Here is a 22,623-nt window from a genome sequence, read left to right as displayed (position 1 = left end):
AACTTTATCTCGACTAAGGGCCTGCGATTGCAGGCCTTTTTAATGCCTAATCGGCTCAAATTATGAGCCGAATAAACAGTATATTCGGCTCACCTTGGTATTTCCAGCCCCAGCATATAATCCTCAAATACCGGATGCCCCATCACCACGTCAATAAAGCAACTGAGTGCTGGAGAATTCAGCTTGCGGCTCGGATAGACCAAATACAGTTCATTACCCTCGGCCCGCCACTGCGGCAAAACTTCAATCAACTGCCGGTTTGCTACCACTTCGCGACTTAAAAACGCAGGCAATAACGTAATCCCCCCACCATTGAGAGCACATTCACGGGCATACAACAGATTATCGGTAACATGCAGCGCAGGAACCTGCCAGCGAAAAAATTCGTCTTCATGACGTAAAATCAGGGCTTGCCAGGCACGATGAGCAATACAGCGGTGGGTATCGAGCTGACGTGGGTGAAGCAATGGCGGATGCTGTGCCAAATACGCGGGCGATGCCAGTAGATAGCGCGGCGCATATCCTAATCGTCGGCCAATCAGCGAGGAATCTTGCGGCTTGCCAGTGCGCAGCGCCACATCAAAGCCATCCTCGACCAAATCCACCATGCTATCCGACACCAAAACCTCCAGCAGGACATCGGGATATTGCCGCTGAAAATCTGTCGCCAGCCGCGCCAACAAAGTGGCCCCCAGACCTGCGGGTGTCGAAATACGCAAGCGGCCACTGGGGTTATCCTTTAGGCGTTGCAGTGCCAGGTCCGCACGCTCAGCAGCTTGCAGCATCTCCTGGCAATGCACCAAATAGCGCTCGCCAGCGAAAGTCAGGTTCAGTTGGCGAGTGGTTCTGGTGAGTAAGCGGATCCCCAAACTTTGCTCTAACTGACTGATCCGCTGGCTAACGCTCGATTTAGGCAAACCCACCATTGCAGCAGCGCGGGTAAAGCTACCGCATTCTGCCACTCGGGCGAACAGCGCCATATCCTGTAGTTGTTTAAACATTATTGAGAGGCTTAAACATAATTGAAAGGTTTGAACATGATTGTTTATCTCAGGCGAACACTGCGTTAGTGATTGTCCATCTTATCACTCTCATCAGATAGGTCTAGACTCAGTGAATAAGCTAAACAGGAGCAGGAACATCACCATGTCAATTAAAGCTATAGCTGTAAATCCGCAACAACCCGCTGATTTTATTGAAATCGCTCTGGATTCTCTCGCACCCGGCCCATTTGATTTGCTGGTCGAGGTCAAAGCTGCATCTATCAATCCGGTGGATACCAAGGTACATGGCGGTCTGAAAAAGAATGGCTTGCAACAACCGCGCATTCTGGGTTGGGATGCCGCCGGTGTGGTTGTCAGTGTTGGTGAGAAAGTGACTGGTTTCCGTGCCGGTGATGAAGTGTGGTATGCCGGCGATATCACTCGTCCTGGCAGCAACGCGACTCAGCAATTGATCGATGCCCGCATTGCCGCCCATAAGCCGCGCTCATTTAACTGGGCGCAAGCCGCAGCGTTGCCATTAACCGCCATCACCGCATGGGAGGCGCTATTCGAACACTTGAAAATTCAGCAGGCTAGCGCGGATCAAACGTTGCTCATTATTGGCGGTGCCGGTGGTGTGGGTTCTTTGGCTATCCCATTAGCCGCCTTGCGCAGTCCAGTTAAAGTGATTGCGACAGCATCACGCCCGGAATCAGCCGCCTGGTGTATTGAACGCGGTGCCGACCTGACTGTGGATTACCGTGACCTAAAAGTGCAGTTAGCAAAAGAAGGTATCGATAAAGTTGATTATATTCTTTGCTTGAATGATACCGATGGTCACTGGTCTGCGATTAGCGAACTGATCGCCCCGCTGGGGCAAATCTGTACCATTGTAGAGAACGAAAAGCCGCTGGATCAAAATCAGTTAAAACTGAAAAGTGCCGCCCTGCATTGGGAGTTTATGTTCACTCGCAGCATGTTCTCTACACCGGACATCGCCCAACAAGGGGAGATTTTAAAACAGGTGAGCCAATTGGTTGATGAGGGCAAACTGCAAGGTACTCTAAGCGAAACGCTGCATGGCTTGACAGTAGAAAACCTGAAAGCTGCCCACGCGCAAGTCGCAGGCGGGCATATGCAGGGCAAGATAGTAATTGCTTACTAAAATTATCCTTCCCGCGCTTCAGCCAATACTGAAGGGCGGGCCAATCTTTGCAGATCGGCGGCTAATAACTGTTGCACCAGTTCGACACAGCGCAAGAAGCGCTCGTCGTAGTCTGCCGACTCAACGTGGATGTATTCAATATTGTTGCTGCGCAACATCTGTTCCAGTAAATTCTGGAACGATTTGCGCTCACGATCACTGCCCAGACTGCGCAAACCATCAGCCACCCACGGCGTGTTGTTTTCCAGCAAAATAACCAGATCAAAGCGATATTCATCAATCAGTGCCTGGACAAACGGGTGCTCTCGCCCTTCATATTTTTTACAAAAGGCCTGCGTGGTGACAAAGTCGGTATCGATAAAGGCGACTTTATTGGCATATTTAACCGCAAAATCAACGTATTGCGCTTGCCCCAATGCAATCTTGTCATAATCGGAATATTGCAGCGCCATCTCATCGCCGCCCAAATGGGAGAAAACATAGTCGCGGCCATATTCCCACGCGCTGGTGGTGTTGAAAATATTGGCTAACTTATTGACCAAAGTTGATTTCCCACTAGATTCACCACCCAGTATCGCCACGGTGCGAACAAAAAACGGTTTCACTTCGGTGGGAATATAATCCCAGTAGCGGAAAGGATCGCGGCGGATCTGGCGGCCACTGATATTCATAAAGGAGCGTTCAGGGTCGATCAAGATGGTTTCGATACCAAATTGTTCGCGATAATGTGGCGCATCCTGGCTTTCACTGGAGTAGATGAAATTCGGCACTATCCCCTTCTCATTCATGAACTTTTTGACCCCACGGCTCCAGACATCCCAGCCATGTGGATAGGGTTCAATACCATTTTCATCAAATGAATGAATATGAATGTTTTTCTGATACTTAAAGGTTTGTAGTAACCAGCGCAAGCGGTCGCTGACGGTCGGTTGCTGTGACATTGAACTGTTCTCAAACAGCTCCAAATCGCGTGGCTCATCGTAACAAAGGATAATGTGCAGTTCGTCGACCTGACTACAAGCACGCTGAATGAGATAGATATGGCCGGTATGCAGTGGGTAAAATTTACCAAACACCACGCCGACTTTTTTCTCACGGCGCGGAAACTCCAGCTCGAGGTAGCGGTGCAAGGCTTCTAGCTTTTGTGCACTGGGACTTTTGATTTTATCATTGAGTAACTGGCTTAAATAACCTTTGGTCATGCCGCTGGCATCTGCCACTTGCTGTAAGGTACAGCCTTTTTGCTTAATCGCTGTTTTGAGATAGTCGAACTGCAGCATACCGCCTCCTTGTTTAGCGCACTAAACAAAAATAACACAGTATGCTGCGCGATGAACACGACTAAATGAGGTGCTACAAATCTTCCAACACCGCCAGTGCATCGGCCAGTTTTTTGACCCCGAAAACCTGCATATTAGGCAAGGGTTTCTTCGGCATATTGGCATAAGGCACGATAGCGCGTTTAAACCCGTGCTTGGCCGCCTCGGAGATACGTTCCTGACCACTTGGCACCGGACGAATTTCACCCGCTAGCCCGACCTCACCAAACACCACTAAATCCTGTGGCAGTGGGCGGTCACGCAAACTGGAAACCAGCGACATCAGCAAGGCCAGGTCAGCACTGGTTTCCGTCACTTTCACCCCACCGACCACATTGACGAACACATCCTGATCTGACATCTGCAAACCACCGTGGCGGTGCAACACGGCCAGCAAAATTGCCAACCGATTTTGCTCCAGCCCGACCGCCACCCGACGCGGATTCGACATCATCGAGTGATCCACCAGCGCCTGAATCTCAACCAGTAATGGACGCGTCCCTTCCCATACCACCATCACTGAACTGCCCGCCGTCACTTCATCACCGCGGCTCAGGAAAATCGCCGACGGATTACTGACCTCGCGCAGACCCTGTTCGGTCATGGCAAATACGCCCAACTCATTGACGGCCCCAAAGCGGTTTTTGTGGCTACGCAAAGTACGAAAACGTGAGTCGCCGTCGCCATCGAGCATCACCGAGCAGTCGATGCAGTGTTCCAATACTTTCGGCCCCGCCAGCGAACCATCTTTGGTCACATGCCCCACCATCACGATAGCAACGCCACGGGTTTTGGCAAAACGGGTGAGATAAGCGGCAGTTTCACGCACTTGCGCCACACTGCCCGGCGACGATTGGATATCCGCCATGTGCATCACCTGAATTGAGTCAATCACCATCAGCCGAGGCTGTTCTTGTTCGGCAATTAGGCAAATCTGCTCAATACTGGTTTCAGACAGCATGTTCAGGCCCGCAGTGGGTAATCCCAAACGATGCGCGCGCATCGCGACCTGTTGCAGTGACTCTTCGCCAGTGACATACAGGGTTTTCATATTTTCGGACAATTTACACAGCGTTTGCAACAGCAGGGTACTTTTCCCCGCACCGGGGTTGCCGCCGATAAGAATGGCACTGCCCGGCACCACACCGCCGCCCAGCACCCGATCAAATTCAAGGAAGCCGGTTGAAAAGCGTGGTAATTCTTCCAAACTGATGTCGGATAATTTCTGAACCCGACTGACACCAGCATCACCGGCATAGCCGCCAAAACGTTCATTACGGGTCGATGATGTCGCGGCAGCTAGCCGAATCTCGGTAATGGTATTCCAGGCATTACAGGCACTGCATTGCCCCTGCCAGCGCGGGTAATCAGCCCCACATTCATTACAGACGAACGCCCGTTTTGGTGCTTTAGCCACCTTTCACCTCTCTTCGTGTTTCAGACTGCCGGTCAAAATACAAAGTACACTCAGCAAATCGCCGTGGCGGATAGCCACTTTTGCTTTGGCATAAACTTTAGGTTTGGCGTGGAAAGCCAGACCCAGTCCGGCTGCCTGCATCATTTTCAGGTCATTGGCACCATCGCCGATTGCCACGGTTTGTGCCACAGGGATATTCAGTTTTTCAGCCAGTTTGAGCAGCGTATCAGCCTTGTATTGTGCATCGACAATCGGCCCCAGTACTTTGCCGGTCAGTTTGCCGTCTTTGATTTCCAGCTCATTGGCTGCCACTTCAACCAGCCGCAATTTGTCGCGCAGATATTCGGCGTAATAGGTAAAACCGCCGGAAGCAATCGCCACATGCCAGTCCAGCGCTTGAAGTTTGCGCACTAAACTGGTCAGCCCTGGCATCAATGGCAATCCATCACGCACTTGTTTGAGGATATTGGCATCGGCCCCTTTTAGAGTTGCCACGCGCTGGCGCAAACTGGCGGAGAAATCCAACTCGCCTTGCATGGCGCGCTCAGTGACTGCCGCCACCTCTTCACCGACCCCCGCCAACTTGGCAATCTCATCAATACATTCAATTTGGATAGCCGTGGAATCCATGTCCATCACTAACAAGCCCGGCGTACGCAGATGTGGGATAGCCCCTAACGGAGCCACGTCCAGCCCGCTTTCATCGGCCAGCGTTTTAATTCGCGGAGTCAAGCTGCCCGCCAGACGGATAACTTGATAATCTTCCACACACCAGGCGGAGACAATTACCATTGCCGCGCCCAGCTGGCGTTGAAAATCAGTAATACGCTTTTTATCCAGTTTTCTGCCGTACAACAGCCAACCTGTATGACCAGCCCGATAATCCAGCGGCATAACTTCATCGCCACTGAGTGAAAGTGGTAGACCCGGCCATTGATAGATCTCCGCGGGAAGATCGCAATAGGTCAGACTATTAGACATGAATGACTCCTGTAGAAAACGGGGTAAAGGCAGACAAAAGGACGCATCAAGCTATCCTATCGCCCTGGCTTCTGGCAACATAAAGTCACTGATTAGTGCAAGGAACCTGCATGGCCAAGGCTAAATTAAAATTCCGCTTACATCGCACCGCTATTGTATTGATTTGCCTTGCATTATTGGTATTGCTTATGCAAGGGGCATCCTATTTTAGCCTCAGTCATCAACTTGCCCGCTCGGAACAGGTTGAAGAGCTGGCGAAAACCTTGGCGAAACAAGTCACCTTCAGCCTGTCACCCATTATGGATACCGGTGATGATGATATTGATAGCCAGAAAGTCGATGCGATTATTCAGCAATTGACGCAATCCAGCCGCATATTGGATGCCAGTGTATATCAGATTGACGGTACGTTGGTTGCCAATGCCGGAGAGAACGTTAAAGTGCGAGATAGACTGGCTTTGGATGGTAAACGCCCTGGCAGTTATTTCAATCACCAGATTGTTGAATTGATCCCCGGTAAGAGCGGGCCAACCGGGTTTCTGCGCATGACACTCGATACCCACGTACTCGCCACAGAATCCAAGCAAGTGGATAATACCACTAATTTACTACGGCTAATGATTCTGGTAGCACTGGCCGTCGGTATTATTCTGGCTCGAACCTTGCTGCAAGGTCGCCGGAGCCGCTGGCAGCAATCACCTTATCTACTGACCGCCAATAAGCCAGTCAAAGAAGATGAGAGTGAAGAGGAAACACCTGAGACAGATAAGAAACCGGATGATAAATAGATTCAGCTTCAGCGGCAGAGAATTCTGCCGCTGAATTGGAAACGCAGTACGAAATTACTCTTTATCACCCAGCAACACAGATTCCAACGCAATCTCAATCATATCGTTGAAAGTGGTTTGACGCTCAGCGGCGGTGGTTTGTTCACCGGTAACGATATGGTCAGATACAGTACAGATAGTCAGGGCTTTCGCACCAAATTCAGCAGCAACACCATAGATACCTGCCGCTTCCATTTCCACTCCCAGGATGCCGTATTTTTTCATGACATCAAACATTTGCGGATCTGGCGTATAGAATAGATCTGCAGAGAATATATTGCCCACACGAACATTCAGACCTTTCGCTTTTGCCGCATCAACGGCATTGCGAGTCATATCGAAATCAGCAATCGCCGCATAGTCGTGGTCTTTAAAGCGCAGGCGGTTCACTTTAGAATCAGTACAAGCGCCCATACCGATAACCACATCGCGCAGTTTAACGTCTTCACGCACCGCACCGCAGGAACCCACGCGGATGATTTTCTTCACGCCAAAATCAGTGATCAGTTCTTTCGCGTAAATGGAGCAAGAAGGAATCCCCATACCATGACCCATCACTGAAATTTTGCGCCCTTTATAGGTGCCAGTGAAACCCAACATGCCACGCACATCATTCACTTGCTTCACATCTTTCAGGAAGGTTTCTGCGATATGCTTCGCACGCAGCGGATCCCCTGGCATCAGTACAACGTCAGCGAAATCACCCATTTCTGCATTAATATGTGGCGTTGCCATAATCACTTTCCTTAAAAATCAGAGAATTAAAATTTATATAACTGAACTGCCCATCGGCAATCAAAGCATTGATTTGCCATAATCCATTGGGGAAAGGTCGAAATACTTGGCGACCGTCTGCCCAATATCAGCAAACGTCTCACGGTGGCCCAGTGAACCCGGTTTCACTTTCGGCCCATAAACCAAGACCGGAATATGCTCGCGGGTATGATCGGTGCCCGGCCAGGTTGGGTCACAACCGTGGTCAGCAGTCAGGATCAGAATGTCATCTTCTTTCACTAGCGCCATCAGTTCTGGCAAGCGGCGGTCAAACAATTCCAGCGCGGCGGCATAACCCGCAACATCGCGACGATGACCATAAGAAGAGTCAAAATCTACAAAGTTAGTGAAAACTATGGTGTTGTCACCGGCTTTTTTCATCTCTTCGATAGTGGCATCAAACAGAGCATCCAGACCGGTCGCCTTCACTTTCTGCGTGATGCCAACGTGGGCGTAGATATCGGCAATTTTACCAATAGAAACCACTTCGCCGCCCTTCTCATCCACCAGTTTTTTCAACATGGTAGGTGCTGGCGGTTCAACTGCCAAATCGTGGCGGTTACCGGTGCGCTGGAAGTTACCTGGCTTATCACCAATGAATGGGCGCGCAATCACACGGCCAATATTGTAGCCGCCTTCAGTCAGCTCTTCGCGAGCGATTTCGCACAGTTCATACAGGCGATCCAGCCCAAAAGTCTCTTCATGACAGGCAATCTGGAACACGGAGTCCGCAGAGGTGTAGAAAATCGGTTTCCCGGTTTTCATGTGCTCTTCGCCGAGTTGATCAAGAATCACGGTGCCTGAAGAGTGGCAATTACCCAAATAGCCCGGCAAATTAGCGCGTTTGACCAGTTTATCCAGCAATTCCTGTGGGAAACTATTCTCCACATCACTGAAATAGCCCCAGTCGAACAACACCGGTACACCGGCAATTTCCCAGTGACCCGATGGGGTATCTTTACCGGAAGATAACTCACTGGCATACCCATAAGCACCAATGATGTCTGCATTCTTATCCAGCCCTGGCGGGAATTTACCGGTAGATTCTTCGGCGGCTTTACCTAACCCTAAGCGGCTCAGGTTAGGCAGTGTCAATGGGCCGCTGCGGCCAATATCGGCTTCACCACGGGCGCAGGCCTCGGCGATGTGGCCCAGAGTGTCGGCCCCTTCGTCGCCAAACTTGTTAGCATCAGCGCTAGCGCCGATACCAAATGAGTCTAATACCATAATAAATGTACGTTTCATCATTTTCTCCTGCCTAGGTTCACACACTGTGCGGCACCTTTAAAGTATGGTGTTTATTCAGTAATACGGCGATAAACCACCGGGGTTTCTTCCGGTGCTTTTTGGCCTAATGTGATTGCCGCACGTACTGCATCTGCTGCCTGCTGCCAGTCATCTTCATTGTTGGCATGAATCACCGCTAATGGCTGTTGACCATCAACACTGGCACCCAAGCGGGCCATATCAGTCAGGCCCACACTGTAGTCAATAGGATCAGTTGCTCGACGGCGACCACCACCAAGGGAAACTACGGCCATACCTAATGCTCGGGTATCCATAGCAGTGATAATTCCTGACCGTTCAGCAAACACCGGCTTGCTTAACATGGCGGCTGGCAAGTAACTGTCATAGCGTTCGACAAAATCGCTCGGGCCTTTTTGCGCAGCGACCATACGACCGAAGATTTCCGCCGCTTTGCCGTTATCCAATACTGCTTGCAGCTTAGCACGAGCATCGGCATCATTTTGCGCCAAGCCGCCGGATAGCAGCATCTCGACACACAGCGCCATCGTCACTTCCAACAGACGTGGGTTACGATATTCGCCAGTCAGGAAACGCACCGCTTCGCGCACTTCAACCGCATTACCGGCACTGGACGCCAATACCTGATTCATGTCAGTCAATAGCGCTGTGGTTTTACAACCCGCGCCATTAGCAACACCGACAATGGCCTTGGCCAAGTCCTCAGATAGCTGATAAGTCGGCATAAAAGCACCCGACCCCACTTTGACATCCATCACCAGCGCATCCAACCCTTCAGCCAGCTTTTTAGCCAGAATAGAAGCGGTAATCAGCGGGATGGAATCTACCGTAGCGGTGATATCGCGGGTGGCATAAAAGCGCTTATCCGCCGGTGCCAGCGAGCTGGTTTGGCCGATAATAGCAACGCCGACATCCTGAATGATTTTGCGAAAGGCACTGTCGTCGGGGAAAATATCAAAACCAGGAATCGCTTCCAGTTTGTCCAATGTTCCGCCGGTATGACCCAAGCCACGCCCCGAGATCATCGGTACATAGCCGCCGCAGGCCGCTACCATTGGGCCGAGCATCAAGGAAGTCACATCCCCCACACCGCCGGTGGAGTGCTTGTCCACAATCGGGCCATTAAGGTTTAGGCTCTTCCAGTTCAGCACGGTGCCAGAATCACGCATTGCCATAGTGAGCGCCACACGTTCTGGCATGCTCATATCATGGAAATAAATGGTCATCGCCAGAGCGGCAATTTGCCCTTCGGAAACCACGTTATCGCGAATACCATTAATAAAGAAACGAATCTCTTCTTCACTCAGTGCCTGGCCGTCGCGTTTTTTACGGATAATTTCTTGTGCGAGAAACAAGGTATCCCCCTGCTTATGAAATAAAAGCAGCACAGCGGACAAAATAGCCCGCAGTGCATCTGCTCAGTTCAATGACTGAGATAATGATTAGTAGCCGGTAGTTTTGCTGTTGCTCTGATGACCCAATGTCGTCAACAAGCTGCCTAACAGACTGGAGGCACCGAAACGGAAGTGGCGAGCATCAGCCCAGCCTTCACCCATCAATTGATCCGCCAACTGTAGGAATTGTGCCGCGTCTTCCGCAGTGCGCACACCACCCGCCGGTTTAAAACCAACAGTTTTCGCCACACCCAGGTCACGAATGGTACGCATCATGATGCCAGCACTTTCCAACGTGGCATTAACTGGCACTTTACCGGTGGAGGTTTTGATAAAATCAGCCCCAGCGTTGATAGCAATCTCGGAGGCCTGACGAATCAAATGTTCCTGCTTCAACTCACCGGTTTCAATGATAACTTTCAGCAATACATTGGCGTCAGCACAGGCTTCTTTGCACTGTTTCACCAATTCAAAACCGACTTTATCGTTACCGGCCATTAAGGCGCGATAGGGGAAAACCACATCCACTTCATCAGCACCATAGGCAATCGCAGCACGGGTTTCAGCTAGCGCAATGGCAATATCATCATTGCCGTGAGGGAAATTGGTGACCGTTGCAATGCGGATTTCAGGCGTTCCCTGCTCACGTAATGTTTTACGCGCAATAGGAATAAAGCGAGGATAAATACAGATTGCCGCGGTATTACCGGCAGGACTTTTAGCCTGATGACACAGAGAAATAACCTTATCGTCGGTATCGTCGTCATTCAGGGTGGTTAAATCCATTAAACTCAGCGCGCGTTTGGCATAATCATTAAGATTCGCGCAGGCGGTTAAATCGGTCATAAAACTCTCCAACACTATTTCAGCCCCGGCACCTTGCCAAAGCTGAGCATTTATTTATGAGCCGAATGGTTCTAGCTCAATACGTTGGCGAGCGGACTTGGTTCCTTGAAGATAGCCCCATCTGGGTGGCAATTGAGATCCATCTCACCGCACTAACTTATAGCTCTATTTGAACACGTTATCAGCATATGAGATGTGTTCAAATTCACATTAATCAATAGTAACTTGTAACGCGCCGATATTATATGTGATTAGAGTCACAAAATAACCTGATTTATAGCTTTCAGCCAGTAAACGCCCACTCGCATCAAGGATAGCTTATGGGCAGAAATACGCAGGATTATGGGCTAAACCCTAAAATAATTAGGCGTCAGCGGCGCAGACAGTTTGGATGCGGACAGCGCGCAGGGACTGGAGCGTACACGAAGTACGTGACAAGTCCCGAGCACTACCCAATCCCAAAATGGCAAGTCAAGCTAGCCTAATTATAATGCCAGGAAAAAGCCGGCGATGGTGGCACTCATCAAGTTCGATAAGGTACCTGCCGCCACCGCTTTTAAACCAAAGCGCGCGATATCGTGGCGGCGGTTAGGGGCCATGCTACCTAATCCACCCAACAAGATGGCGACAGAGGATAAGTTGGCAAAACCACACAGCGCGAAGGAGATAATGGCTTTAGAATGTTCAGAAAGCACCTGCAAACCGGCAGCACGCACCAGCTCTTCAGCCTGTAGGTACTGACCGAAATTCATAAATGCCACGAATTCATTCACAATGATCTTCTGGCCGATAAAGGAACCTGCCACCATCGCCTCGCTCCACGGAATACCGATCAGATAGGCAATTGGTGAGAATACCCAGCCCAGAATCAATTCCATCGAAAGTTGCGGATAGTCGAACCAGCCGCCGATGCCGCCCAGAATACCATTTAGCAATGCAATCAATGCAATAAAGGCCAGTAGCATCGCCCCGACATTCAGTGCCAGTTGTAGGCCCGACGCCGCGCCAGACGCCGCAGCATCAATGATGTTAGCCGGTCGGTCATCTTCAGCAATCAGTGTGGCCGCATCAACATTATCACGGGTTTTTTCGGTCTCTGGCACCATCAGTTTGGCAAACAGTAACCCACCAGGTGCGGCCATAAAGGAGGCGGCAATCAGGTATTCCAACGGTACGCCCATTTGCGCATAACCGGCTAATACAGAACCGGCGACCGAAGCCAAACCACCGCACATTACCGCAAATAATTCGGATTGGGTCATGGTGGCAATATAGGGGCGCACCACTAATGGAGCTTCAGTCTGGCCGACAAAAATATTGGCTGTGGCAGAAAGGGATTCAGTACGCGAAGTCCCCAACAGTTTTTGTAATCCACCGCCCAAGACTTTAATCACCAATTGCATAACACCGATATAATATAAAACGGCGATTAATGAGGAGAAGAACACAATGACGGGCAAGACTCGCAGGGCAAATACAAAACCGCCGCCACCAAAAACTTCAAACATTTTGTCGGAAACCAAACCGCCAAACATAAATGAAATCCCGTCATTGCCGTAAGCAATAACATTCGCAACGCCTTCAGACATGCCACCCAGAATACGACGCCCTACCGGTACATATAAAACCAGCGCGCCAATACCAACCTGAATAATAAATGCCCCAACTACAGTGCGGATATTAATCGCCCTAAAATTACTTGAAAGAAGTACGGCTATTAATATCAGTACTGCCATTCCGACTAAACTCATGAGCATGCCGATAATCCTGTTAATAATTTGTATTAAAATAATGTGGGGGGGATTATACCGGCATGATCTGATGATCAAACAATCTCTGTCACAAATAAACACAACTAAAAGTAACCGCAAAGCCATTAACGTGACAGGCGTCACATCAAAATGACAAAAAAGCGTATCTGGCTAACTATTAGTGTGGTTTGTATGGCAGCGTCAAAACCTAAAGTGTGGATTGATCGGCTGGAGGTAAATGAAATAAGCGTTGGCTATTGAGCAGAAGCTGAATAGCAATATCTTGTGGTGCTTCTTGACGTAACTCACACAATGCAGCGAATACATTAGCCGCTCGCTCTGGTCGATTGGGTTGACCTTGAAAACCAGCCAGTGGCATATCCGGCGCGTCTGTCTCCAGTAATAATGCAGATAACGGTAATGCCGCCATGACATTACGGGTTTTCTGCGCCCGTTCATAAGTGATGGTTCCACCCACGCCAATATAATAACCCAAGCGAATGAATGCCTGTGCCTGCGCTAAACTACCTGCAAAGCCGTGAACCACTCCCGTACGTGGCAAGGCAGCTTTACGCAATGCGGAAGCCAGCTGATCGTGCGAACGACGTGAATGCAAAATCACTGGAAGATCATACTGTTTGGCCAATTTTAGCTGGGCATTCAAGAGTGCCAATTGCCGGGGTAACTGCGGCTCATCCATATAGAGATCCAGACCAATCTCCCCCACCGCGACCAGTTTTTCTGTTTTAGTCGCCAGCGCTGAGGCCAGGGTGACTAAATCGACCTCTTGATGCTGCGCAATATAAAGCGGATGCATGCCCAGTGCGGCAAATAATGGCGGATAGATCGCTGCCAAATCGAGAATACGCGGGAAATAATCTGCACTGACGGCAGGCACAATAATTTGCCTGACATTCGCTTGCCCGGCACTCAATAAGCTGGCCGCTTCCGCGCCACGGAAAGGGGGAAAATCAAAGTGACAATGTGTATCGATAAAATAGGGCATTTGCCCGCTAATCACTGCCATTACGCGGTATCACCCTTGGTTTTCGCCACATCTGGCGGCAAAATAATCTCCGCTTGTAATGGCTTTTTCTTGCTCCGAGTCACTGTCGGAATAATCAACCCGCTGTCTGCTACCGTCATCTGAGGTGGAAGATGATGATCCGAAGCTTTTACAACATTTGCAGGCGCGGTAATCTCCGGTGATTGAGTGATAGCAAATGAAGAATCATCATTGTCAATCAAGTCAGCCATATCATCTGGCTGGTTAATATCTTGCGGCTGGATCATTCGGCGGGAAAGGGAGATCGACGTTTTGCCACTGTTAATCTCAGACTGTTCTAACTGATCTCGCGGTAACAGCCAGTGCCCTACGGTTGCCAGAAAATAGCGGCCACAGCGACGCCCTAAATGATAGTCCCGATTCAACGCAGGGATTCGGCTCCCCAAAGCATTACTGGCCAGCGGCTTAGGCGGGAAAATCTCGAAAATGCGCAAGTCGCCCGGTGGTTTTTCAATAAATTGCTGAATACGATGATAACTCTGCTCATGCTGCTGCATAATTCGCACCAGTTGCTGCAAGCTACTCTCACTCAACCAATGCTCCATTCGCTTCATCCATTGCGGCGTGTAATAAGCCTGCGAAGGTACAGTGCGGATAACGACAATCGTATCGGCCCCACGGCGATAAGCTTCTTCAACCGGAATAGCATCACTAATACCGCCATCAAGATAACTTACCCCATCTAAATCAACCCCTTGCCGATATAAGCCCGGAATGGCGCTAGAAGCCTTAATCGCCGGTAACCAGCTTTCTTTCGTCGGAGAGATATAGGTAGGTTCGAAATCATCACTCCGGCAAGCACACATGAGAAATTCACGGCCCTCGCGTAGATGCTTTTCGGCTTGATCCATTGCCAGTGGCAATTGTTGTGAGGTGATATCCACCAGCCAATCAAGATCAATAAGATGCCCGCCACGCACAAAGCGCAGTGGATTAAAGAAGTTAGCTGTAGTGGTATAACGGGTAATCACGCGCCGCGCGTAGCCGGGTTGACCGCAGATAAAAGCAGAGAGATTTTGCGCGCCCGCAGAGGTGCCGATCATCAGATCAAAAGGGTTAAAGCGGGCGCGCTGGAATTCATCCAGCACACCGGCTGTAAAAATTCCCCGCTGCCCGCCGCCCTCGCAAACCAACGCCATTTTACCGGGTTGGTATGGTTTATAGGCGAGTGGCTCAATATTACCGAGCGTGATAGGTATTCTGTATCCCACCATCCATCCTTAATTCCGTTACAGCAGGTGATGAGAATACCCCTTCTTACCTTTGCTGTAACCCTTACACCTAACTAAAGGCGCTTACGTCCTGTAAACAAACTGATGAGGAATAGAATAATACCGACAACGAAAACAACTTTAGCAGCCCAGGCTGCCGTACCGGCTAGCCCACCAAAACCTAATGCCGCTGCGATTAACGCAATAACCAGAAATATAATGCCCCAGCGAAACATAAGCTTCTCCTTCCCGTTTGAAAAAATGATTTCATAACTCACGCTTGAAAATCACTCTTAAACCACCTCTGTCTATTTAACAGTAGCGTATCTGACAGAAGTCGTATTACTTTGGATATATTGGATGAATTATTTGGCTGACAGACTTATTAAAGGGTATTTCGCAGGTTATATTGTGGCCCCACGAAATACCCATCAGCCGTATAATAATTAAGGCTTGATACTGAGGTCGTTTTTAACGCTTTTTACGCCATTAACGGCTTTAGCAATATTTTCGGCACGTTCGGCCTGAGCTTTATTTTCAACATTACCGGATAACTGCACCACGCCATCAGTGGTTTCTACGGTAATTTTACGTGATGGTACGATGTCATCAGCCAGTAATTTGGCTTTGATTGAACTGGTGGTTGCTGCATCACCGGCATATTCGCTAACTGATTGTGATTTTTGATCTTTCACATGTAGCTTATCGCTGACAGATTTGACGCCTTCAACGTTTTTGGCGATATCAACTGCGGTTTCGGCTTCGGCCTGAGAAGTCACAAAACCCGTCAGTGTGACAACACCATGGTTGGTTTCGACTGAGATATCAGTGCTTTTAAGGGTTTTCTCTTCCAGCAATGCGCTTTTTACTTTAGCCGTTGCCGCACTGTCACCCATGTAGTTGTCGACTTTCTTCATGGAGCTGTCGAGTTTCGCACCAGTACTGTCTACAACATTATCAGCTTTATTAAGCATGGTTTCTTCTGCCAACACGCTACCACTCATCAGTGCGGTACCTAAAACAACAGCCATCATTGAACGGGCAAATTTTGTGTTTGTCATCGATTTCTTCCTTCGTTGTTATGAACCCAAACCAGAGTAACGCCTCAATTTTTGGATTCTTACTCCACCTTATATGGGTGGAAATTTGATGAATACTTTACGATTATTGCAGATTAACTGATTCAAATTTGATACCAGTCAATCCTGCTGGTCCCTATAAAGATAGAGCATCTCAGAAGATTTACAGTCGGAATAGGACTAAAACGGGAATATTACAACTAAGTGAGAGTTATCTTAGAGAGAAAATAATGAAGGAAATTAATGAATCGGGGCACTGAGCACCCCGATAGAATGCGGCTTACGGCTTGATTAATGTTCGCGAGTTTTACGGAAACGCACTTCCGGATAACGCTCTTGCGTAATATTGAGATTGACCATCGTTGGGGCGATATAGCTCAAATTATCACCACCATCTAATGCCAGGTTAACCTCATTCTTACGTTTAAACTCTTCGAATTTCTTCACATCGTCACATTCAACCCAACGTGCGGTTGATACGTTAACGGATTCATATACCGCCTCGACGTTGTATTCGCTTTTCAGCCGTGAAGACACCACTTCAAACTGTAGAACACCGACAGCCCCAACAATGAGATCGTTGTTGGTCAGCGGGCGGAACACTTGTACTGCGCCCTCTTCTGACAACTGAACCAAGCCTTTGAGCAACTGTTTCTGTTTCAATGGGTCACGCAGGCGAATACGGCGGAACAATTCAGGTGCAAAGTTCGGAATACCGGTGAACTTCATATCTTCACCTTGAGTGAAGGTATCACCAATCTGAATAGTCCCGTGGTTGTGCAGGCCGATAATATCCCCGGCATAGGCTTCTTCGAGGTGGGAACGGTCACCAGCCATAAAGGTCAGTGCATCTGAAATCACCACATCTTTTTTGGTACGCACCTGACGCAGTTTCATGCCTTTTTCAAAGCGGCCAGAAACCACCCGTAAGAAAGCGACACGGTCACGGTGTTTCGGGTCCATATTGGCCTGAATTTTAAAGACAAAACCGGTGAATTTCTCTTCAGCTGCTACCACTTCGCGAGTGTCGGTTTTACGTGGCATTGGCGCAGGCGCCCACTCAACCAAACCATCTAGCATATGGTCGACACCAAAGTTCCCCAGCGCAGTACCGAAGAATACCGGTGTTAAATCACCAGACAAGAAAGCGTCATGATCGAACTCATGCGATGCTCCCTGAACCAGTTCCAGCTCTTGGCGGAACTGTTTAGCCAGATCTTCCCCCACAGCAACATCCAGATCCGGGTTGTTCAGCCCTTTAACAATGCGCACCTCCTGAATGGTGTGACCTTTACCGGTCTGATACAGGTAAGTTTCATCTTTATAAAGGTGATAAACCCCTTTAAACAACTTACCGCAACCAATCGGCCAGGTAATGGGTGAACAAGCAATTTTCAGCTCACGTTCCACTTCATCCAGCACTTCCATCGGATCACGAATATCGCGGTCCAATTTATTCATAAAGGTCAGGATTGGCGTATCACGCAGACGGGTAACTTCCATCAGCTTGCGCGTGCGATCTTCGACCCCTTTAGCCGCGTCAATCACCATCAAACAGCAGTCAACGGCGGTCAATGTACGGTAAGTATCTTCGGAGAAGTCTTCATGCCCTGGGGTATCGAGCAAGTTGACCAGGCAACCACCATAGGGAAACTGCATCACGGAAGTAGTGATGGAGATACCACGTTGCTTTTCCATTTCCATCCAGTCAGATTTGGCATGGTGGCTTGAGCCACGGCCTTTTACTGTACCAGCGGTCTGAATGGCGTTCCCGAACAGCAACACTTTTTCGGTAATGGTGGTTTTACCGGCATCGGGGTGGGAAATTATCGCGAAAGTACGTCTTTTCGCGACTTCCAGTGCGTATTCACTTGGAGACATAATTTGAAATTTCTACTTTTAGGCCGCCCTGCTCTGGGCCTCACATCCGATTGATGCATGGCCCAAGCAAAGCAAGGCATTGATTATGGCGCTATACCCTTTTACTTGAAAAACCGCGTTATCAGCAGCGATTCCTATCACTTTTGGGTATAAGTGGTTATAGCGCGGTATTTTCCCTGATTTATGCGGGATAGACAATTTTTTCAAGACAAACTGTCGTTATTCGAGACAGATAATCGGCAAAAAGGCACTACCCCATCGGTAATGCCATCATAATGGCATCTTCACGCCCATCCGCATTCGGATAGTAATTGCGCCGCACCGAAACTTCGTTGAACCCCAGGCTTTCGTACAAGGCGATCGCACGCGCATTTGAGGCGCGAACTTCGAGCCAAAGCGTGACAATCTGGCGTTTTTCCAATTCTGTAATGACATGCTCAAGCAGTAAACGGCCACATCCTTGGCGCTGATACTGTGGATCAATAGCAATATTAAATAACGTTGCTTCATCCAATACAATTTGGGTAATGGCAAAACCGGCCATTTGCTCCCCAATATTCAGCTTGAAATTGAGGTAGCGCTCGCCTTGATTGCTGGCTAAGGTTTTTTCCGTCCACGGGAAAGCATGGCTGGCTTGTTCAATTTTGTACGCTGTGGCCAGATCGGCTGGCGTCAGGATAGAAATCTGCTTCATGATGACAAATCTGCTGCCAAAGTGCGCGCTTAGCGCTCGCGTCTTGATAAAGTCCGGTCAGGGCCGGGCTGTATAACTGCGCACCCGCAACCGCAAGCGGTTCACTGATGCCCAATCGCCAACTGTTGCACTGTGTCTCCTCAGGTAACATTGCCACCTGATCCGGCGTCAGCGCATAGGCCTGGCGGGGAGTGAGTCCAAGGCTGTGCAACACATCGCACAACAGCGGGTCATCCTGCTCAGGAATCGGGTCTGCGACAATTAACAGGCGGGTATCGTCGGGTAAACGTATGGCAATTTCACCTTGCAAAACGGCTGGGCGGCGCAATGTCCACTGTGTAATACCAAGCTGTTGTAACAGTAAGTCTCGTCTTGATGCCATGCCCTTTCCTGTCAAAGCGACCCGTATTTCGACGCTATGCTAGCAAACCCATCGAACATGCGCCAACAAACCTCTATAATCCCCGATCATATTCTTAAGGAGCCAAAGACTGATGTCTGCATTAACCCCAGCCAGTGAAGTGATACTGCGCCATAGTGATGAATTTATAGCCCGCCACGTGTTGTTTGCCGGTGATTTACAAGATGCGCTGCCAGCGCAATTTGATGCAGCCGGGATACGGGTTCACACCAATCAATATCACCACTGGCAATTACTGAGCAATACGCTGGACGAGAATGTTCAATTCGGTCTTGTGGCAACACCTGAAACAGTCGCCGCCTGCGATACGCTGGTTTATTACTGGCCAAAAAGCAAACAAGAAGCCCAGTTCCAACTGGCCAATCTGTTATCTTTGCTGCCCGTCGGTTGTGATGTTTTTGTGGTGGGTGAAAATCGCAGTGGTGTGCGCAGTGCAGAAGAGATGCTGTCAGAGTTTGCGCAATTAACCAAAATTGATAGCGCCCGCCGTTGCGGCCTCTATCATGGTCGCCTGGATAAACAGCCGGAATTTGATGCCGATGCCTGGTGGGAAAGCTATCAGGTGGGTGATGTCATCGTAAAAACCCTGCCAGGTGTATTCAGCCGCGATTCGCTGGATTCTGGTAGCCATCTCCTGCTCTCCACTTTCAGCGAGCCGTTTAAAGGTAGTGTACTGGATGTCGGTTGTGGCGCTGGTGTACTGGCCTGTGTTTTGGCGCAACAATCGCCAAAGATCAAATGGACCTTGAGTGATGTGAGCGCCGCGGCAATTGAAGCCAGCCGGGCAACATTGGCGGCAAATAATATCGAGGCGCAAGTCATTGCCAGCAATGTCTACTCTGACATTAAAGGCCGCTTCGAGATGATTATTTCTAACCCACCGTTCCATGATGGAATTCAAACCAGCCTGACTGCGGCTGAGATGCTGATCCGAGGTGCTACCGCGCACCTGCATGTGGGTGGCAAATTGCGTATCGTGGCGAACTCCTTCTTGCCTTATCCTGCGCTGCTGGATGCCGCATTTGGCAGCCATGAAGTGCTGGCGCAGAATGGTCGCTTTAAGGTCTATCAGGCGACTGTCGGGCGTCCGCCACGGGATCCTAAGAAAAAACGTTAATATTATTAGTCAATAATATTAAGCGTTAAGATAAACCATCCCTTCCGCGCCGTAGCGTTCACCTGCTGCGGCATGGAATGGGAACACCGCATCCAGCTCAGCCAACTCTTGCGCGCTAAGCACCACATCTAATGCTCCCAGATTCTCTTCCAAATAAGTACGACGCTTGGTTCCTGGGATTGGCACAATATATTCCCCCTGCGCCAGCACCCAAGCTAAGGCTAATTGGGAAGGTTTAACCCCTTTATCCTGCGCCATTTTTGTTACTGTATCGGCCAGCACCAGATTCAGAGCAAAGTTATCCCCCTGAAAACGTGGGTTATTACGGCGAAAATCATCAGCAGCCAGGTCATTCGGGCTGCGTATCGCCCCCGTCAGGAAACCGCGCCCTAATGGGCTATAGGCCACAAACCCGACACCCAATCGTTGGCAGGTTGCCAGAATGGAAGTTTCCACATCTCGCGTCCACAGTGAGTATTCACTCTGCACCGCAGTAATCGGGTGCACCTGATGGGCTTTCTCCAATGTTGTTGCCGATACTTCACTCAAGCCGATATAGCGAATTTTACCGGCGGTGACCAAATCAGCCAAAGTCCCGATGACATCTTCCACCGGCACACGCGGATCACCTCGATGCTGGTAATAAAGGTCAATGACATCAACCCCCAAGCGCTTGAGGCTGCCATCAACCGACTGGCGGATATAATCAGGACGGCTGCTCACACCACGTACCGTCGGATCGGTTGGGTCACGCACAATACCGAACTTCGTCGCTAAAAAGACCTGATCACGTTTGCCCTTAATCGCCCGCCCTACTAACTCTTCATTGGTAAATGGGCCATACATATCAGCGGTATCCAGCAGCGTGACGCCCAACTCCAACGCCCGATGTAGAGTCGCAATGGACTCGTTAGCATCCTGATTAGTGGAGTAGAAATCACTCATTCCCATGCAGCCAAGGCCTAATGCTGAAACCTGCGGGCCATTCGAACCTAATTGACGTTGTTGCATTGCGATACTCCCGATTAGTGATGTCGGAAGAAAGTGTGGTTGTTTCACGAGGAAAGATAAATAATGCAGATCACTCATCACTGTTCAAAAAACACCAACAATGGGCGAAGGCAATTATGGACCAGATACAAGCCATGCGGATATTCGTCCGTATTGTTGAGTTGGGCAGTTTCAGCCGCGCGGCCGAAAAACTGCAATTACCTCGGGCCACGGTCAGCCACACCTTAAAGCGATTAGAACAACGCTTAGGTGTGCGCTTATTGGTGCGCACCACCCGACAAGTGAATATCACCGCCGAAGGCACACTGTATTATCACCGCTGTCTGCAATTATTGTCGGCATTTGAAGAGGCCGATTCGCTGTTCAGCCACCAGCGGTTGCAACCGGAAGGAAAGGTACGCATTGATATGCCACATTCACTGGCACGAAATGTGGTCATCCCCGCCTTGAGTGATTTCTATCAGCGCTACCCTCATATCACATTGATTCTCGGCGCGAATGACAGCACCATCGACCTGCTGCGTGAAGGTGTAGATTGTGTATTACGCGCCTGGCTACCGCACGATGAACAATTAGCTGCACGAAATATTGGTCAACAACCACAAATTACCTGCGCATCGCCGGCTTATTTAGAAAAATACGGTATTCCGGTGTCGCTGGATGATTTATCTGGTCATCAAGCTGTAGGCTATTTCTCCCAGTTAAACCATCGCGATTACCCGTTGGAATTTGTTTGTCAGGGGAAAATTGAAAATCGGATTTTACCCAGTATTTTGAGTGTCAGTGGTGCAGATGCTTATATTGCTGCTGGTGTGGCGGGTTTAGGATTGATTCAGGCGCCTACCGCCGGAATTCAGGGCCAATTAGCGCAAGGCGAATTGATTGAGGTGCTCTCTCACATACCGCCGCCAGTGATGCCGCTATTTATTATGTACCCTCCGGGCCGTTTTTTAGCACCCAGAGTGAGAGTGCTCATTGATTGGCTAATTAAACTATTTGCCCATTACCCACCCGAATCAGATGAGCTCGGGAACAGAACATACAATAAAGAAAACTTCAGTAATTAAATCAATTGATCAACATATGATGCTTTTTACAGCAAACGTCCCGCTTAGGGGAAATAAGTATTGACCTGACCGCGAAAATCTCTAGAATTCGCCTCCGTAGTACAGATTTATATTGCACAGCACATGCGATGGTGGCGGAATTGGTAGACGCGCTAGCTTCAGGTGTTAGTGTTCTTACGGACGTGAGGGTTCAAGTCCCTCCCTTCGCACCAAGCTGGTGATATAAATCCGAAGTTTTACTCACTTCAAGATAGTAGATAGTAAGAAATCATTTGGGCGATGGTGGCGGAATTGGTAGACGCGCTAGCTTCAGGTGTTAGTGTTCTTACGGACGTGAGGGTTCAAGTCCCTCC

The 22,623-nt window shown here is 49.4% G+C and carries 21 protein-coding genes and 2 tRNA genes; 6 read left to right on the top strand and 17 right to left on the bottom strand.

What is annotated here, in order from left to right; genetic code table 11:
• Positions 1 to 89: 89 nt before the first annotated feature.
• Positions 90 to 1,001: a LysR family transcriptional regulator gene (locus QSV56_RS04280; protein ID WP_046051620.1), complete on the bottom strand. Its 912-nt coding sequence runs from the start codon at positions 999 to 1,001 to the stop codon at positions 90 to 92.
• A gap of 145 nt (positions 1,002 to 1,146) precedes the next feature.
• Between QSV56_RS04280 and QSV56_RS04275 the strand changes: the two genes are divergently transcribed.
• Positions 1,147 to 2,148, top strand: coding sequence for a zinc-binding alcohol dehydrogenase family protein (locus tag QSV56_RS04275; protein ID WP_046051621.1), 1,002 nt, complete (start codon positions 1,147 to 1,149; stop codon positions 2,146 to 2,148).
• 2 nt (positions 2,149 to 2,150) lie between these two features.
• Here QSV56_RS04275 and nadR read toward each other — a convergent pair whose 3' ends face one another.
• From nadR to serB, 3 genes are all read right to left on the bottom strand, one after another.
• Positions 2,151 to 3,428 carry a multifunctional transcriptional regulator/nicotinamide-nucleotide adenylyltransferase/ribosylnicotinamide kinase NadR gene (nadR, locus tag QSV56_RS04270; protein ID WP_046051622.1) on the bottom strand — a complete coding sequence of 426 codons (1,278 nt, stop codon included), beginning with the start codon at positions 3,426 to 3,428 and terminating at the stop codon, positions 2,151 to 2,153.
• 73 nt (positions 3,429 to 3,501) lie between these two features.
• The gene (gene radA / locus QSV56_RS04265; protein WP_019080578.1) at positions 3,502 to 4,884 is read right to left on the bottom strand and encodes a DNA repair protein RadA; all 1,383 of its coding nucleotides are present in this window, start codon (positions 4,882 to 4,884) and stop codon (positions 3,502 to 3,504) included.
• Between the two features lie 3 nt (positions 4,885 to 4,887).
• On the bottom strand, positions 4,888 to 5,865 hold the full coding sequence (serB, locus tag QSV56_RS04260; protein WP_050121565.1) for a phosphoserine phosphatase: 978 nt from the start codon (positions 5,863 to 5,865) through the stop codon (positions 4,888 to 4,890).
• 110 nt (positions 5,866 to 5,975) lie between these two features.
• Here serB and QSV56_RS04255 point away from each other — a divergent pair, with 110 nt between their 5' ends.
• A complete protein-coding gene (locus QSV56_RS04255; RefSeq protein ID WP_019080580.1) occupies positions 5,976 to 6,653 on the top strand; it encodes a YtjB family periplasmic protein in 678 nt (225 codons plus the stop codon).
• Between the two features lie 54 nt (positions 6,654 to 6,707).
• Here QSV56_RS04255 and deoD read toward each other — a convergent pair whose 3' ends face one another.
• The 12 genes from deoD to QSV56_RS04195 form a co-directional block, all read right to left on the bottom strand.
• Positions 6,708 to 7,427, bottom strand: a complete 720-nt coding sequence (deoD, locus tag QSV56_RS04250) for a purine-nucleoside phosphorylase (protein ID WP_019084014.1) — start codon at positions 7,425 to 7,427, stop codon at positions 6,708 to 6,710.
• Positions 7,428 to 7,487: 60 nt separating this feature from the next.
• The gene (deoB, locus tag QSV56_RS04245) at positions 7,488 to 8,711 is read right to left on the bottom strand and encodes a phosphopentomutase (protein WP_046695463.1); all 1,224 of its coding nucleotides are present in this window, start codon (positions 8,709 to 8,711) and stop codon (positions 7,488 to 7,490) included.
• A 53-nt stretch (positions 8,712 to 8,764) separates the two neighbouring features.
• Positions 8,765 to 10,087, bottom strand: coding sequence for a thymidine phosphorylase (gene deoA, locus QSV56_RS04240; protein WP_032900925.1), 1,323 nt, complete (start codon positions 10,085 to 10,087; stop codon positions 8,765 to 8,767).
• Positions 10,088 to 10,174: 87 nt separating this feature from the next.
• Complete coding sequence (gene deoC / locus QSV56_RS04235) at positions 10,175 to 10,972, bottom strand: deoxyribose-phosphate aldolase (RefSeq protein ID WP_019084017.1); 798 nt, start codon at positions 10,970 to 10,972, stop codon at positions 10,175 to 10,177.
• Positions 10,973 to 11,457: 485 nt separating this feature from the next.
• Positions 11,458 to 12,729, bottom strand: a complete 1,272-nt coding sequence (locus QSV56_RS04230) for a NupC/NupG family nucleoside CNT transporter (protein WP_019084018.1) — start codon at positions 12,727 to 12,729, stop codon at positions 11,458 to 11,460.
• A gap of 202 nt (positions 12,730 to 12,931) precedes the next feature.
• Complete coding sequence (locus QSV56_RS04225) at positions 12,932 to 13,729, bottom strand: TatD family hydrolase (protein WP_301211309.1); 798 nt, start codon at positions 13,727 to 13,729, stop codon at positions 12,932 to 12,934.
• Between the two features lie 20 nt (positions 13,730 to 13,749).
• Positions 13,750 to 15,003, bottom strand: a complete 1,254-nt coding sequence (locus QSV56_RS04220; protein WP_019084020.1) for a patatin family protein — start codon at positions 15,001 to 15,003, stop codon at positions 13,750 to 13,752.
• Between the two features lie 71 nt (positions 15,004 to 15,074).
• Positions 15,075 to 15,236, bottom strand: a complete 162-nt coding sequence (locus QSV56_RS04215; protein WP_004389381.1) for a DUF1328 domain-containing protein — start codon at positions 15,234 to 15,236, stop codon at positions 15,075 to 15,077.
• A gap of 210 nt (positions 15,237 to 15,446) precedes the next feature.
• Complete coding sequence (osmY, locus tag QSV56_RS04210) at positions 15,447 to 16,061, bottom strand: molecular chaperone OsmY (RefSeq protein WP_046051624.1); 615 nt, start codon at positions 16,059 to 16,061, stop codon at positions 15,447 to 15,449.
• Between the two features lie 309 nt (positions 16,062 to 16,370).
• A complete protein-coding gene (prfC, locus tag QSV56_RS04205; RefSeq protein WP_019080589.1) occupies positions 16,371 to 17,960 on the bottom strand; it encodes a peptide chain release factor 3 in 1,590 nt (529 codons plus the stop codon).
• 250 nt (positions 17,961 to 18,210) lie between these two features.
• Entirely contained in the window at positions 18,211 to 18,654 is a 444-nt protein-coding gene (rimI, locus tag QSV56_RS04200; protein WP_046051625.1) for a ribosomal protein S18-alanine N-acetyltransferase, read from the bottom strand.
• Positions 18,599 to 19,036 (bottom strand): DNA polymerase III subunit psi, encoded by a 438-nt coding sequence (locus QSV56_RS04195; RefSeq protein WP_019080591.1) that lies wholly within the window; start codon positions 19,034 to 19,036, stop codon positions 18,599 to 18,601. Before QSV56_RS04195 ends, rimI begins: the two co-directional genes overlap by 56 nt.
• A gap of 112 nt (positions 19,037 to 19,148) precedes the next feature.
• Here QSV56_RS04195 and rsmC point away from each other — a divergent pair, with 112 nt between their 5' ends.
• Positions 19,149 to 20,192, top strand: coding sequence for a 16S rRNA (guanine(1207)-N(2))-methyltransferase RsmC (gene rsmC / locus QSV56_RS04190; protein ID WP_019080592.1), 1,044 nt, complete (start codon positions 19,149 to 19,151; stop codon positions 20,190 to 20,192).
• 18 nt (positions 20,193 to 20,210) lie between these two features.
• Here the strand turns inward: rsmC and QSV56_RS04185 are convergent, their stop codons facing one another.
• On the bottom strand, positions 20,211 to 21,203 hold the full coding sequence (locus QSV56_RS04185) for an aldo/keto reductase (RefSeq protein ID WP_046051626.1): 993 nt from the start codon (positions 21,201 to 21,203) through the stop codon (positions 20,211 to 20,213).
• Between the two features lie 116 nt (positions 21,204 to 21,319).
• Here QSV56_RS04185 and QSV56_RS04180 point away from each other — a divergent pair, with 116 nt between their 5' ends.
• The 3 genes from QSV56_RS04180 to QSV56_RS04170 all read left to right on the top strand — a co-directional run bounded on the left by QSV56_RS04180 (position 21,320) and on the right by QSV56_RS04170 (position 22,623).
• Entirely contained in the window at positions 21,320 to 22,270 is a 951-nt protein-coding gene (locus QSV56_RS04180; protein ID WP_019080594.1) for a LysR family transcriptional regulator, read from the top strand.
• A gap of 125 nt (positions 22,271 to 22,395) precedes the next feature.
• A tRNA-Leu gene (locus QSV56_RS04175) sits at positions 22,396 to 22,482 on the top strand.
• Positions 22,483 to 22,554: 72 nt separating this feature from the next.
• Positions 22,555 to 22,623 (top strand) — tRNA-Leu (locus QSV56_RS04170).

The sequence above is a fragment of the Yersinia sp. 22-579 genome, from assembly GCF_030433455.1.
GTDB classification, from domain to species: Bacteria; Pseudomonadota; Gammaproteobacteria; order Enterobacterales; family Enterobacteriaceae; genus Yersinia; species Yersinia enterocolitica.
The sequence above is the reverse complement of the archived record's forward strand: the minus strand, read 5'-3'. Positions and strand labels throughout refer to the sequence as shown.

Bases quoted from the DNA above. Each gene is read 5' to 3' on its own strand.
- QSV56_RS04280 (WP_046051620.1), bottom strand. From the start codon at position 1,001: ATGTTTAAACAACTACAGGATATGGCGCTGTTCGCCCGAGTGGCAGAA.
- QSV56_RS04275 (WP_046051621.1), top strand. From the start codon at position 1,147: ATGTCAATTAAAGCTATAGCTGTAAATCCGCAACAACCCGCTGATTTT.
- nadR (WP_046051622.1), bottom strand. From the start codon at position 3,428: ATGCTGCAGTTCGACTATCTCAAAACAGCGATTAAGCAAAAAGGCTGT.
- serB (WP_050121565.1), bottom strand. From the start codon at position 5,865: ATGTCTAATAGTCTGACCTATTGCGATCTTCCCGCGGAGATCTATCAA.
- QSV56_RS04255 (WP_019080580.1), top strand. From the start codon at position 5,976: ATGGCCAAGGCTAAATTAAAATTCCGCTTACATCGCACCGCTATTGTA.
- deoD (WP_019084014.1), bottom strand. From the start codon at position 7,427: ATGGCAACGCCACATATTAATGCAGAAATGGGTGATTTCGCTGACGTT.
- deoB (WP_046695463.1), bottom strand. From the start codon at position 8,711: ATGAAACGTACATTTATTATGGTATTAGACTCATTTGGTATCGGCGCT.
- deoC (WP_019084017.1), bottom strand. From the start codon at position 10,972: ATGACCGATTTAACCGCCTGCGCGAATCTTAATGATTATGCCAAACGC.
- QSV56_RS04230 (WP_019084018.1), bottom strand. From the start codon at position 12,729: ATGCTCATGAGTTTAGTCGGAATGGCAGTACTGATATTAATAGCCGTA.
- QSV56_RS04225 (WP_301211309.1), bottom strand. From the start codon at position 13,729: ATGCCCTATTTTATCGATACACATTGTCACTTTGATTTTCCCCCTTTC.
- QSV56_RS04220 (WP_019084020.1), bottom strand. From the start codon at position 15,003: ATGGTGGGATACAGAATACCTATCACGCTCGGTAATATTGAGCCACTC.
- QSV56_RS04215 (WP_004389381.1), bottom strand. From the start codon at position 15,236: ATGTTTCGCTGGGGCATTATATTTCTGGTTATTGCGTTAATCGCAGCG.
- osmY (WP_046051624.1), bottom strand. From the start codon at position 16,061: ATGACAAACACAAAATTTGCCCGTTCAATGATGGCTGTTGTTTTAGGT.
- prfC (WP_019080589.1), bottom strand. From the start codon at position 17,960: ATGTCTCCAAGTGAATACGCACTGGAAGTCGCGAAAAGACGTACTTTC.
- rimI (WP_046051625.1), bottom strand. From the start codon at position 18,654: ATGAAGCAGATTTCTATCCTGACGCCAGCCGATCTGGCCACAGCGTAC.
- QSV56_RS04195 (WP_019080591.1), bottom strand. From the start codon at position 19,036: ATGGCATCAAGACGAGACTTACTGTTACAACAGCTTGGTATTACACAG.
- rsmC (WP_019080592.1), top strand. From the start codon at position 19,149: ATGTCTGCATTAACCCCAGCCAGTGAAGTGATACTGCGCCATAGTGAT.
- QSV56_RS04185 (WP_046051626.1), bottom strand. From the start codon at position 21,203: ATGCAACAACGTCAATTAGGTTCGAATGGCCCGCAGGTTTCAGCATTA.
- QSV56_RS04180 (WP_019080594.1), top strand. From the start codon at position 21,320: ATGGACCAGATACAAGCCATGCGGATATTCGTCCGTATTGTTGAGTTG.